The organism is Pectinatus haikarae (assembly GCF_015732185.1).
Lineage (GTDB): Bacteria > Bacillota > Negativicutes > Selenomonadales > Selenomonadaceae > Pectinatus > Pectinatus haikarae.
Genome location: NZ_WIQM01000014.1, coordinates 72,144 through 85,643 on the forward strand (window position 1 = coordinate 72,144; position 13,500 = coordinate 85,643).

General features: G+C 38.0%; 11 protein-coding genes. All 11 read right to left on the reverse strand.

Annotation, left to right across the window (positions count from 1 at the left end; genetic code table 11):
- Nucleotides 1-5: 5 nt before the first annotated feature.
- Nucleotides 6-2,495: a glycosyltransferase family 2 protein gene (locus I6758_RS08765; RefSeq protein WP_196604844.1), complete on the reverse strand. Its 2,490-nt coding sequence runs from the start codon at nt 2,493-2,495 to the stop codon at nt 6-8.
- A gap of 96 nt (nt 2,496-2,591) precedes the next feature.
- The gene (locus I6758_RS08770; RefSeq protein WP_196604846.1) at nt 2,592-5,861 is read right to left on the reverse strand and encodes a glycosyltransferase; all 3,270 of its coding nucleotides are present in this window, start codon (nt 5,859-5,861) and stop codon (nt 2,592-2,594) included.
- Between the two features lie 128 nt (nt 5,862-5,989).
- A complete protein-coding gene (locus I6758_RS08775; protein ID WP_196604848.1) occupies nt 5,990-7,330 on the reverse strand; it encodes a flagellin N-terminal helical domain-containing protein in 1,341 nt (446 codons plus the stop codon).
- A 161-nt stretch (nt 7,331-7,491) separates the two neighbouring features.
- On the reverse strand, nt 7,492-7,833 hold the full coding sequence (locus tag I6758_RS08780; RefSeq protein ID WP_196604849.1) for a flagellar protein FliT: 342 nt from the start codon (nt 7,831-7,833) through the stop codon (nt 7,492-7,494).
- A gap of 50 nt (nt 7,834-7,883) precedes the next feature.
- A complete protein-coding gene (fliS, locus tag I6758_RS08785) occupies nt 7,884-8,291 on the reverse strand; it encodes a flagellar export chaperone FliS (protein ID WP_196604851.1) in 408 nt (135 codons plus the stop codon).
- 98 nt (nt 8,292-8,389) lie between these two features.
- Nucleotides 8,390-10,246, reverse strand: a complete 1,857-nt coding sequence (gene fliD / locus I6758_RS08790; protein ID WP_196604853.1) for a flagellar filament capping protein FliD — start codon at nt 10,244-10,246, stop codon at nt 8,390-8,392.
- A gap of 19 nt (nt 10,247-10,265) precedes the next feature.
- The gene (locus tag I6758_RS08795; protein ID WP_196604855.1) at nt 10,266-10,682 is read right to left on the reverse strand and encodes a flagellar protein FlaG; all 417 of its coding nucleotides are present in this window, start codon (nt 10,680-10,682) and stop codon (nt 10,266-10,268) included.
- Between the two features lie 62 nt (nt 10,683-10,744).
- Entirely contained in the window at nt 10,745-10,966 is a 222-nt protein-coding gene (gene csrA, locus I6758_RS08800; RefSeq protein ID WP_196604856.1) for a carbon storage regulator CsrA, read from the reverse strand.
- Complete coding sequence (fliW, locus tag I6758_RS08805) at nt 10,966-11,421, reverse strand: flagellar assembly protein FliW (protein ID WP_196604858.1); 456 nt, start codon at nt 11,419-11,421, stop codon at nt 10,966-10,968. The genes csrA and fliW overlap by 1 nt, the downstream gene beginning before the upstream one ends.
- 14 nt (nt 11,422-11,435) lie before the next feature.
- Nucleotides 11,436-11,996, reverse strand: coding sequence for a DUF6470 family protein (locus tag I6758_RS08810; RefSeq protein WP_196604860.1), 561 nt, complete (start codon nt 11,994-11,996; stop codon nt 11,436-11,438).
- Between the two features lie 40 nt (nt 11,997-12,036).
- A complete protein-coding gene (locus I6758_RS08815) occupies nt 12,037-13,497 on the reverse strand; it encodes a flagellin (protein ID WP_196604861.1) in 1,461 nt (486 codons plus the stop codon).
- Between the last annotated feature and the right edge of the window lie 3 nt (nt 13,498-13,500).

Genomic DNA, 13,500 nt, shown 5'->3' on the forward strand with positions numbered 1-13,500 from the left:
ACCAGTCATTCCAACTTAAATTTTTTCTTGGTCTGATTCAATACGGTTTTATATGCCTGCGGCAATAGTGCAGCTGTCCGTTCGTAGTTTTTACTGGGATTGTCTTCTAGTGATGCAAGCATAAGTTTTTTGTATAGTTCGGATAAATCTGCTGCGAGATCTGCTGCTAAATCAGAATACTTTTTTTGCCCCCAAAGCGTAAGTTCCCAATCTGTTTCTCCGCCTGCATAATGCAGAAAAATTTCTCCCTTATCATACTTTTTCAGCATTGATACGAGCCAATTGCGCTGTTTTTCGTTTTCGGCACAGAAATTATCCCAAAATTTTATTATCAATCTTTTAGGCCGATGTCTAAGCAGATTATATATTTTTACAAAATATTTTTCATCACAGTTCTTTTTATGCAATGCTCTGGTAAAATAATTTATTGCAGATGGCATATCTCCTTTTATCCGGGCCAAAGTACCGGCAGTACTATAAACAGCACTTTCTAAATGAGGCATAAGAGACATTGTTGCCTTTTTTTCACCTGTGCGCCATGCCGTAAAAGTTTTGTTCAAATACTCTTCAGCCTGTACATATTTTTTTTGCCGCAGTAAGAAAAAACATTTCATAAATAGAAATTCCGGCAAATCGGGGAATCTTGCAACTGCCAGATCAATTGCCGCTAAAACTTCATCATTTGTATGTCCGGAAAGAGAAAGTGCATCAATAAGACGTGTATAGATGCTTGTCTCCGCACCAATCATCGTTATTCCACTGTCAATAAATTTTTTACTATAGTATGCTGTTTTAGCATAATCATTAAGACTGTAATAGCAATCAGCAAGATAAGAGTAATATTCCGGACGTTCACCATTTTTTTCTATTTCTTTTTGAACTAGTGCTAAATTACGCAACGCCTTTTTTTTCATTATAGAAGATGAATAACCCGTATGCAAAATATACACGTCATCCGGTAAAACAGTCATGCCAATTTGTTTTCCGTCGTTGCGACGCAGAGATTCATGTATTCTACCCGCATAGTAAATGCTGTCTAGATTGCGAAAAACTCTTAATTGATAAAAACTGCTTATAAATTCATTATTTTTATCGGCATCTATATTTATTAATTTGCATATTAAAGCATCAGTATTATCATCAGTATTATATTTTTTTATATAGGTGATTAAATTTTTGCCTGCTTTTTGCGGGAAATATTCATCAGCATCAAGAAAAATTATCCATTTCCCCTGCGCTGCGGATAATGCATAATTTTTCGCGGCGGAAAAATCATCACACCATTTAAAATCACAAATTTTAGCTCCCGCTTTTTCGGCAGCAGCGCGGGTATTATCCTGCGACCCTGTATCAACTAAAATAATTTCATCTGCTATAGGACGGATATGTTCTAAATACTGCCCTATATTTTTTTCTTCGTTTTTAACAATAATGCATGCGGAAATAAAGACATCTTTTTTACTCACTGCTGAAGTTTTTACAAATTGCCCATTTATTAATTCTATGCCATATTGCGATAAAACATATATTATCTCTTTGTTACTTTTTCCGCTTAATCGCATAGCAGAAACAAGTGTATGATAAACTTGACTTTCTCCACCTAAGGCTGTTAAACCTGATTCAATAAATTTACGTGCAAATTCAGCGGCTTTTTCATATACTCCTAATCCATAATAGCAGTCCGCCAGTGCAGAATAATAACGAGAATTATCCCCATTCATACGAATATCGCGGCACATAAGCTGCAGATTGCGCCGCAACTTTTTTTCAACATTTTGTTCTGTATATCCCGTATGGTATACCTGTATATCGGGCATGGCAGCCATATTTGTTATCTCTTTATCATAATAAAAAAGCTGTTCATGGATAAGACCTTTATAACGCAGCCCTTGTTCATTCCTGAAACCTCTCACCATATAAATAGGGTCAGACAATTTTCCTTTTTCATCTTTATTTATCAGCTGACACATAAATATCTTTATCCCTGGTTCAATAGCTGCAATATTTTTCCTGACATTTTTAATTGAGGTTTCATCAAAATATTCGTCTGCATCAAGAAACAATATCCAGTCTCCCGATGCTTTATCTATGGCATAATTCTTCGCTGCAGCAAAATCATCCTGCCATCTGAAATCATAAACTGCCGCATCTGAGCTGGCGGCTATATTTTTCGTATCATCGTCAGATCCCGTATCTACGATTATCATTTCATCAGCAATCTGCCGCATGCAATTAAGCCAACGCGGCAGATTACGTTCCTCATTTTTCACGATCACACATGCGGATATTTTCATTTTCATTTTTCCTTTTTTACTTGCAATATCAGCAGCCATACGATAAGCTGCTTTTGCCAGATTTCGCATCAGTGACAATGGATCATTATTATGCCGCCATAGGAAGAACCCTTTATATAGAGTTTTTTCCGCTGCTTCATAATTATTCTCAGAAATATATATGGCAGTTTTAAAAAACCAAAAGTCAGGTATTGCTGGCATTCTTTTTATCACCAGATCAATAGCTGCCAATTGATACAGTGAAACATTGCGGCAGATTACCCTTCTCGTCTTTTACAATCACACATGTTGATATTTTTACCATTTGCCAATTTGTCTTTCTTCGATCCACTTCAAGTAAGCTTTAACCTCTTCTAAACGATAGTTATCTGCCAATGATTTTTTAAAAAATTGTTCTGCCTCAGCAAATTCTTTATTGTAATATAAGCATTGAGCCATTCTGAATAAGTATTCCTCACCTGGCAGGTCTTCTTCTTTTATCAATTTAAGCAAAAAGATATGTAATTCCTGCCATTTTTCGGAATTATAAAGTATATCCGCAACTTTTACAAGAATTTCTCTGGGGAACGCTACAGCCATTGCTACATATTTTTGATAAATATCATCTTCCGTTCGTGATATTACCACGGGCAGTAATGTCAAATAAGCATCATAGTCATCATTTCCCTGCAGCTCGTTCTGATTATAATAAGCACATAAGCAATTCCAAATTTTCTCGGGTAAAATCTGCTGATATTTTGCCGGCAATTCACCCATATTCAACAGGGAAATAACCAGCAACTGTATTCTTTCTACTGTACGTGCCAATAATTCTTCAAAGGCTTTTTCTTTATCATTACTCATAAGTATATTCCATGCTTTCCAATTTTCTGAATAAATGCCGTGTTTTTCGTACAAAATCTGATTGTAATAAGCAAACAGCTTCATATTGCCTGCCATGAAAGACTGGTCACTAATAAACAACATATCTTTTATTGTATTATTGTAATACTTCCCAACCAATCCAAAAGCTTTTTCATTCTCCATTTCATTTACTAATTTTATCAAAAGCCGCAGAGCCATATAATTGTATCTATAGCCGCTCAATGACTTATCAAGGCAGACAAACGTTTCTTCTTTATTATTTTCTTTCCAAAATATATATGCCAGATATCGATATACTTCCGGCACAATTGCTGTAAAATTATCCGTAAAAATTTCTTCGGGCCTATCCTGCATATCAAGTGCTGTCTGCAAATATTTTTTTGCTGTATCATAGTTTTTCAAAAGAAAGTTCAGTGCACCAAACTGTGCAGGAAACTCAGGCTGCTGAGGAAATTTTTCGCATGCTGTTTTTACGAGTGGAAAAACATCCTGTTTATGCGCTCTGCCTTTTATCATCACATCGATCAAATTAAAATAGATATCACTTTCATTACCCGCAGAACAAAGCCCTGTCCGCAAATGCTTATTATAATAAAAAATTGCTTTTTCATAATCATCAAATGCAGCGTAGCAGTCAGCCAGATATTTGTAATAGTATATATTTTCACCATTATGTTTTATATCATCCAGCATAATATCTAAATTACGTTTCATTTTTTCAGTACAGATCTTTTCAGAATATCCGGTATGATAAATCAGCATATCTTTCCGTGAAATGTTTTGCAGGGAACCATCCTTTTTCCAAAGCTGCTCATGTATTTTCCCTTTATAGAATATTTTTCTACTATTAATGAATATGCGTGTCTGAAAAAAACTATTTATTTCAGCGTTGTTATTATCAGTGTCTATATTTATCATCTTACAGGTGACAGTATCAATCATGTCTCCGAGATTTTCAAGAATATATTTCAGATGCCTGACTGTGTTTTCAGAAAAATACTCATCCGCATCAAGAAACACTATCCATTTTCCCTGTGCTTTATCAAGAGCATAATTTTTAGCCGCAGCAAAATCATTTTGCCATGTGTAAGGATAAACTGCAACATCAGAGTCTTTCAGGATGTCAATAGTCGAATCCTCACAGCCGGTATCAATTACTATTATCTCATCGCTGAAAAGCTTCACACAATTAAGCCAGGTTTTGATTTCTTTCTCGTTATTTTTTACGATAACACATGCGGATATAAATAATTCTTTTTTAGCCCGCTGTATCTCAGACATATATTTATCTATCTGAATTTGATCCGCAGCAAAGGCTGTACTGGTCATACCGATATGTTTATTTTTCATATAAATACTTTTTGCTTGTAAAAATTTATTTTCTGCCTGAATATATTTATTCTGCTGAAAATAAATATATCCGGCAAACGCGTAAAAATCAGCTATATCAGGAAATTTTTCGATCGCACTATCTATGACTTTCTTTATCTGCATGAACGGTTTTTTCAAAATAAACAGTGCATTTATATAATTGCGCCATACACTGCTTTCCATATTTATAACCTTATATCTATCCTGAGAAAAATAGTGCTCCGTACAAAAAACGGCTTTCTCAAAATCTTCCATTCCGTAATAACAGTCTGCCAAATAATGCCAGGGAATTGGTTCTTTTTCATCATATTTTTGGTTCAAAAGCAATTTGAGATTTCGTTCAGCCTTTTCTTTTCTCAAATTTGCGGAGTAACCGGTGTGATAGATGCATAGGCTATCATTTTGCCTCACTGTGAGATCAGTTTTGCTGTTGCGAAGCTGTTCATGTATTTTACCATGGTACCTCAAATGAGAGAGATTGCGGAAAATACATAAATCACAAAACCTGTTTATCTCATTGCCGGTACTTTTTTCTATATTTACTTTTACACACATAATCGCATCCGGTATTACAGAGGATATTTCCTCCTGTGCTATGATCATATGCAGTTTGCTTGCGGTATCTGTAAAATATTCATCTGCATCAAGAAAGACGATCCAGTCCCCATTTGCCTTATCTACAGCAAAATTTTTAGCTGCAGCAAAATCATCCTGCCATTTATAATGATATGGTGTCACTGCCATATCGCTCAAAAGAGAAAGTGTATTATCTGTTGACCCGGTATCTACAACAATTTGCTCATCGGTGTATTTTCTAATATTATCGAGATAATACTGAATGTTTTTTTCTTCATTTTTAACAATTACGCAAGCCGATATGCGTATTTTGGCAGCCAAAGCGATGACGTTCTGCCACTTTCGCAGAGAAATCTTCGCTATATCATAATTATCATTTTCAAATAAAGATCTCTCTTTTCCCCTATATGTTTTTTTCAGTATAAATGCTCTCTTCATAAATTTTACAGCTTTTACAAATTCATATTCTGCTGCTAAAATATTGGCATATTCTGCTGTAAAATCCGGTAATTCTGGAAAATCCCGTATAGCTGCTTCTATAGCCCTTTTTATAAAAACTGCATCCGTATTTTCTTTTTCCAATAAATTTATAAGCAATCGATATGGTCTGCTTTGAGGCGCAGCAGATACACTTTGAACAGTGATATCTTCTATTAACTTTTTTAAAATTTTCTTTTTTTCATCTTCCATATAAAGCATTTCCATACATTTATCCCAAAAGTCATCAGTTTTTTCGGCATCATTTTTTTTATGCAAAATATATCAGATCCATTCTTAATTTTATATCTAAGTCTAAAAATATTTTTAGACTTAGATATAAAATTAAGGCGGATGTAATTACATCCGCCTTAACGAAGCCAGATAACCAAATATCTGTGCAACTATTATTGCAGTAACTGCAATATATTCTGGCTGCTCTGATTAGCCTGTGCGAGCATAGCCTGTGAAGCCTGCATAAGAACATTGTTCTTGGTGTATTCGGTCATTTCTTTTGCCATGTCAGCATCGCGAATAGTGGATTCAGAAGCCTGAACATTTTCGCTCTGTGTCGTCAAGTTATCCTGCGTGTAATCCAAACGGCTTTCAACAGAACCTATTTTTGTCTGTTCTTTGAGAGCTTTCTGCACTGCATTATCAAGTACATTGATAGACGCATTAGCATTAGCACGAGTAGTGATATCAAGATTCTGGACACTGCCGTCAGTGGATACGCCCTGCAGACCAAGAGCCTGTGCACGCATGTCACTGAGTCCGACACGGATAGACTGATTAGCTTTTGTGCCGATCTGCATAGTTACAGCATTATCATTTGATTTATCCTGTGCGCTGATCTGTTCGCTCCATGAGTCAAGCTTGGAGTTTACAGATTTTTTAACATTGCCGTCTGTACCGGTTATGCTGATGGTGAAACCGGCAATATTACCGCCAACCCCCATGCTGCTTGAAGAAATTGACAATACGGACGTACCGTCAGCGGTATGCATCATGAGATTTTCAGCAGTTGTGCCGATCGTACTAGCAGCGTAGGAATTACCGAAAGATACGCCCTTAGCAAAATCACCATAGCCAGTCGCACTGGTAACACTTTTAAATACATCTTCAAGACTGCTGCTGCCGACCGAGAAGCTGGTTGTCATCGTTTTGCCGTTGACAACATAAGAAATAGAAACAGTATCTTTTTCTAAAATATTTAAAGAATTACCATTACGGTCTTTTAAACCTGTTAATCCAGAAGTAAAAGTAGTTGTCTTATCAAGGCTTTCATTACTGTATGTTACAGTAGCGCCTGTAGTCTGTTTGTTCATAGAACCATCAACGAGGAGCTTGCCGTTATAGGAAGCATTGGCATTGTCGTTGATCTGATCTATAGCCTGATTCATATAATCCTGAATGGTATTGCGGTCAAAAGTGGTGTTGGTATCATTAGCGGCATCAAGGACTTTTTCCTTTAATGTTTTTAAAATATCAACTGTGGAAGAAACAGAACCTTCTGCTGTCTTCAGCATGTTCTGACCGTTTTTGGCATTCTGATTATCCTGATCCAAGGAACGGATCTGAGTACGCATACGTTCAGAAATAGCATAACCTGCCGGATTATCAGCAGCGCTGTTGATCTTCATACCAGAAGATACTTTTTGCAGACTCTTTGACAAAGCACTGCTGTTTTTACCCATTATATTCAGCGTATTGATAGCTGACATATTATTTTTTACTACTAATCCCATAAGAAAATTCCTCCATGATTTAAATTGTTTTTATACCGTTACATCCTCAACGGTTTTATCTAAAAACCAGCTGCACTGCCGATCGCTCAGAACAACTGATTTCCGATTCTATTATTATTATCGGTAATATATAAAAAAACTTAATAGTTTTTTTATTTTTTTTACATTTTTCGATTAAACATAAAACCTAATGGCATCATATCGGAACTATCGTATGAATGGACCATATTATTTCTATTTCTTGTACGTATAAGCCACGACTGGGCCATTGAGTGTATTTTTGAATTCAACGGATTGATAGCAGCAATAACCGCACTTCCCTCAACAGTCTTGTGATACGTGTGATTATCCAACTTTTCTATTTGATCCTGAATCTCGATTCTTTGCCGTAAAAGCTCGAAAAACGTGTCAATATCATTTTTTTTGATAAAACGATACATTTCCTCTGTAAGAACAGAAAACTTTTTCCACAGGGCTGCTGCCCGCTGATCATCGTTGCCCATACTCTTATTCCTTAATTTTAATAAAAGTACAGCTTATACTGCATAGATAATCAGTCATTGGCTGCACCGCCGTCCATCTTTTCCTGTCCGGCTATTTTCATCGCCTGATGCCATGTGTCGCGAAGCTCTATCAGCAGAGTTTTCGCCTCTTCCAACTTCTCTATATTATTTTTCATATTTCCTTCTATCAAAATACGATAAATATAATTGTATAAAGGATACAGCTGACCTGCTATTTCATAATCCATATTGAGTGTAGCCATAAATTCTATCATTATATCCTGTGCTTTGAGCAAAGATGTATTAGATTTAATGCAGTTTTGCTCATTTATAGACTTTATTCCTTCATTTATGAATTTTATAGCGCCATTGTAGAGCATAAGTGTCAGCATCTCCGGGCTGGCAGTCAATATCTGCTGCTTTTTATACGCATCCGCCGTATAGGACGCATTTTGCATTAATGAATGCTCCCTTCAAAATGAAAAATCTAAGACTGGCCCTTTTCAGATAAAATATAGCACATCTAAAATATGCTATTATTCTAACATACTTCTTGTCAGCTGCCAAGGTAACTGGAAACGAAACTGTACTGCGAATTAAGATTTTGAATTGCTGTTTCCATGGCATCAAACTGGCTGTACAGGCTGTCTTGATACTTATCCATTGCATCCTGAAAATCAGACATCTTATTTTTCCAGTCAGTTATCTTTTTTCCCCAATAACTTTGATCAGCGTAGTTGCCCGAATCAGTAACACCTGCCATTCCCCGCAATCCGGTGGCAGTTTCGATGCTGCCTGTACCGATGGCTGATGTCATAGCCGTATTAAGTCGTTTAACAACACCAAATGTGCTGCTGTCATTTTTGTCAGAAGCCGGATTATTCAATACTTTGTAAGCTGCATCGGGATCTGCGGACAGAGCCTTCCTCAGCTTGTCTTCGTCAAGACTGAGCACCCCGCTGTTATCATCAGTCCAATCTGCTGAAATAGATATACCCAGATTTGCCAGACTGTTATATTGACCGCCTATGCCCGATACAGGCTGATTAACGGCAGAACGCATACTGCTTATGAGATCTGTAAGTGTACTGTCCTTATATAAAAGACCTTGTTTTGCCTTTTTTTCCCACGCCGTTACCTGATCATCGCTCATGGCTTTCTTTTCGTCATCCGTCAAAGGCGCATAATTATCATCCGGCTCTGTGTTCACAGCCGTCTTAATGCTGCCCAGCAATGTATTATAGTCATCCACAAATTGTTTCATATTTTTGATGATCGTATCTATATCGGAATTAACCGATACCGTAGAACTCGTATACGTGGTAACTCCCTCAGCAGTTGTGCTGGGACTCTGCGATACTAGATTATAGGTGACGCCGTCGACAGTCATCTGATTACTGCTGGTAGTATATGTTTTTCCGTCTATTTTGACACTGCCGTTTATGCCTTTATATGCATTGGTGCTGTATGCTGTATTTACATCGGCCGGATTTTCAGGTGTGTCGATAAATGCCGTACCAGCGATAGAGCTCCCCAGCGAATCTGTTGTCGAATTATATTGACCCAATTGCAATGCGCCTAACAGATTTCTGGTATTCGCATTACTATTATTGACACCCTTATTATTAAGATCAGCAGGAAGAGCTATACTGTCGACTGTCATATCAATCAGATTGCTTTCTCCGCCGGTTTTATTATAAATACTGAATGAATCATTAGCAGTATCGTACTGAGCATTTACATTTGTACCCGAATTATTTATCTTGGCCGCCAAATCATTAAGTGTTCCTTCTGCAAGATCACGATAACTGAAGGAAATTGTGTAGGTATTTTTAGTTTCTATACCGGTATCCGCATTTTTTGTTGTGCCGCCATCCCTGATAGTGAAACTGAGTGCAGTTTCATCCATGGCAGTGCCGTCAAGCTCATATGGCGTACCATTTACTTTATAGGTCAGCTTATCAGTTGTACTTGTGGTCCCATCCGCAGCCGCAAGGTTAATATCCGTTATGCCAAGAATATCGGATAATTTTATACTGCCGGAATCGACACCCGTAGGTCTTGTTATCGCGGCTGTAGATTTCAAATACGCATTTGAAGACATGCTGGTAACGGTCACCTGATGCGAAATAGCGGCTGCATTGCCGCTCGCGGTTGCCGTCACCACACTGCTGTTTGAGGTTGCCGCAGTTTTTGGCTGAGTACTGCCTGATAATGCATATTTATAAAGTGTATTATTCTGAAAATCACTTAACTTCTTATACCAGTCATTATAAGCGTCTTTTGTCCATTCGGCGGATTTTTCTTTTTTATACATTGAATCGTATTGCTTTTGTTTTGCAGACATAGCCTGCGTCACCAGTGAATCGACGTCAAGACCGGAAGAAAGCCCATATATCCCATTTACTCCCATGTTACTACCTCCTTATAATTTATGCATTCTCATCAAGAAATTTACCAACCCATTCTTTTGTTTTCATTAATGTTTTCATGACATCCTCCGGAGGAAATGACTTGATTGTTTTTTGTGTATTTATATCAACCATTTTTACGCCAAGCCTATCCAGCTCTTTATACCAGATAAATTTCAGCTGAAGATTCATATCATTCATATTGTCGTTTAGTTTATCAGTCATTTTTTTGACATCATCAGCAGAAAAAATTTTTTTATCATCTTTTTTCATATCATCAATAGTTGTATCAAGCAGATTCGTCACTTGATTTTTACCCGATAAAGCATTCTGACTGCCTGTCACTGCGAATGTACTGCCGGCATCGCTGCCATGAGGCACCTCAACTCCCGCAGTATTCATATTACCTGAACCAATATTCACCACATTATCAATCATAATTCATTCCCTCCATAGAAAATGTCATCCAGACCAACTTCCAAATCTGATTACAATGATCACTATTCCTTGATCAATTTTGATAAATCAGCATCCGGTGTCTGAGCCGCTGATTTTTTGTTTTCTTCCAATATGGCCTCATATATTTCACCACGATATATTTTTATGTTCTTTGGTGCATCTATAGCCATACGAACATTAGCTCCTTGAACATCCGAGATGTGGATGACAATATCATCACCTATTGTTATATATTGACCCGGGCGGCGTGTTAAAACTAACATTATTCATCATCCCCCGTCTTCTTCTCATCGTCAGCCAGTTTATGACGTGTTGTATACCCGGTATTTTCCAATATCAGCTGTATACCCTGACAATTATTTTGATTTATAATGATAGGGGCCAATAAATTCGCCGTAGTTTTTTTCACATCTCCATCATGCACGGTCAAAAAAGAAAAGGTGAGAATGTCTTCCTGCTTTTCTATTTTCAGTTTATCCAATACATCATCATCTATTGTAAACTCATAATCGCCAAAGAAAGAAAAAGGATCTACCATCAAAAACGCTAAACTTGGTGTTTTCACGGACTGCAAAAATAAAAAAGGAGTATCATTACTATAAGGAACTATCACAAATTCATGTTCCGTTTCAAAAGCAGGTATGCCTTCTAAAAAATTTATTATCTTATTTTCATCAATATCAATAGTACCAAATCTTGTAGTGTTTATATTTTTCAATTAAGAACCTCCTGTTATGCATAAGCATCATAGCTGCTTTGTGTGGTCCACATCCTTACAGATGCGTATTGTTTTACCGATATATCAACCTTCGCCGGAAGATATTGTAATTTATATTGTCCCGGAGTAATAACAATTTTTGAACTGCCGGGATCGATACTTCCTTCTATCCGGGAAGGCGTAACTGTGATTTGAGGTGCCGGCATCGATTTCACAGTCAAGCCTTTTTGTTTGGGCATCATATTGCTGCGGCTTATGTCAGCGATGGCGTTTGTGACAGGGCCATTATTACGGACCTCACGCCCTTCCCGCATTCGCCTGGCGATGCCCTCGCTTAGTTCAGTCTGTCCGCGTGATGCCAATTTTCTGCCTAACGCCGCTACCGTATATAAACCGACTGCTTCTCTTGAAGCTGTCGAATCTATTTTTACACTTACCGGCGTGACTTTCAAATTATTTTTCAGTGCTTTATATTCACCTTTGCTGGTCGGCTCAGGCATATTAGGGTCCACTTTACCCGGATCAGTCTTCATACCCAAAATAAAATTTGTAGTTCGTATGTTTAATTGCAGCATCCGTGCATCACACTCTCCTGTCCTTAAAGTTCAGAAAGCATCAGCTTAAATAGTCAGCTATTGATTTCGGCAGAACATTTTTCCCCATTGAAATAGAAATATTATATATGGTCTGTGCCGTAAGCAGCTTTGTCATTATCTCTGCCGTGTTTACACCATTTACATTATTTATATTATCCTTGATCACCACATTTTGATTTTGCATCGTATCAATGGCATTTGAATAGGCAAGCTGTCTGGAGGCAAGAGAGGTCTGTGCCTTTTGCAGCGTAGTCACGGCATTGTTTGCTAATGTAATACCATCACTTGAGAGCCATTTCTGGTTGCCGCCGTCCATTTCCGCCACGACTGTCAGCATATTATTCAGCGTAGCTGTCCCGTGTGACGCTCCAAAAATATCACTGTCTCCGAAAATATCACTGCCCGTAAGATTGACGCTGTCACGGGTTTCATCCGTACCGCCGCTGAGTTTGACCATTGATATTTTATTATCGTCTCCTGCATAGGAGACCACATACTGATTTATTGTATTAAAAGAAAAGGTAAGACTGGAACTATTGGACTCTGTTATAGCAGTACTACCCTTAACTGCACCATTATTGCTGCTGTCAAAATACTGGCTTGTAAAATTACTGCGCACATCTGCTGCCAATTTCTTGTAAGCCGTTTCATCAGTATATGAAGTAGGGATAAATGTACTATCACTCGCGTTTGCCGGCAGATCAGCCAATTTGGGGGCTGTCGTGTTCGGCGGCACTGCCGGTATCGTAATTCTTCCTACCGCGTCAGCTGCCGTAACGCTGGTCTGTCCTGCATTTATTTTATCTTTATAACCGTTCTGCACAAAATCCTGAGAAAAGATATACCCTGTGCTGGGATCAAGATAATATTCACCGCCGTCACTGCCCTTCAGGCTGAGCATCTGATTCAAAGTGCCGACCTGAGTACCGCCCTTCACATTGGTATTTACCCCGTCTATACTGACTGTCTTGCCAAAAAAGTTTGACTGGTTTTCATCAAGAGTTTTTGCCAGACCTCTTTCTACTTTTGTATCTGAAATCGTGAAGGGCTGTGTCTTATCCTTCTGACCGGAAAAAAGATACCTGTCACCAAGATCCTGATTTCCCTGACTGATCGTTTCCTGCAGGATAGCAAGCAGCTGACTGGCCGTAGCCGGATTATCAGTCGTGCCGTCATTTGTTCCGTTGGCCGCCTGATTTACCTGCTCTACAAAAGTATCAAATTGTGCCTTTATATTTGTCAGCGCATTATCGCTGGCCTTCATCCATGACACACCATTTTGGGCATTCTCCATATACTGCTGATTTTCAACATCATCATTCGTATATGACAGATATCGTGCGTATCCCACAGCATCGTCTGATGGCCTGTTCAGCCGCTGCTGTGTCGAGTTCTGTTCTGTGAGTTTTGCCTGTTGTTCATAATTGCCATTAACTGAATTCATATAATTTTGAAGCATCATTGTACTGCTTACACGCATCTA

What these genes read in the sequence shown, in the direction of transcription:
- I6758_RS08765 (WP_196604844.1), bottom strand. Translation starts at nt 2,495, where the DNA reads ATGCCAGCAATACCTGACTTTTGGTTTTTTAAAACTGCCATATATATT.
- I6758_RS08775 (WP_196604848.1), bottom strand. Translation starts at nt 7,330, where the DNA reads ATGGGATTAGTAGTAAAAAATAATATGTCAGCTATCAATACGCTGAAT.
- I6758_RS08780 (WP_196604849.1), bottom strand. Translation starts at nt 7,833, where the DNA reads ATGGGCAACGATGATCAGCGGGCAGCAGCCCTGTGGAAAAAGTTTTCT.
- fliS (WP_196604851.1), bottom strand. Translation starts at nt 8,291, where the DNA reads ATGCAAAATGCGTCCTATACGGCGGATGCGTATAAAAAGCAGCAGATA.
- fliD (WP_196604853.1), bottom strand. Translation starts at nt 10,246, where the DNA reads ATGGGAGTAAATGGGATATATGGGCTTTCTTCCGGTCTTGACGTCGAT.
- I6758_RS08795 (WP_196604855.1), bottom strand. Translation starts at nt 10,682, where the DNA reads ATGATTGATAATGTGGTGAATATTGGTTCAGGTAATATGAATACTGCG.
- csrA (WP_196604856.1), bottom strand. Translation starts at nt 10,966, where the DNA reads ATGTTAGTTTTAACACGCCGCCCGGGTCAATATATAACAATAGGTGAT.
- I6758_RS08810 (WP_196604860.1), bottom strand. Translation starts at nt 11,996, where the DNA reads ATGCTGCAATTAAACATACGAACTACAAATTTTATTTTGGGTATGAAG.
- I6758_RS08815 (WP_196604861.1), bottom strand. Translation starts at nt 13,497, where the DNA reads ATGCGTGTAAGCAGTACAATGATGCTTCAAAATTATATGAATTCAGTT.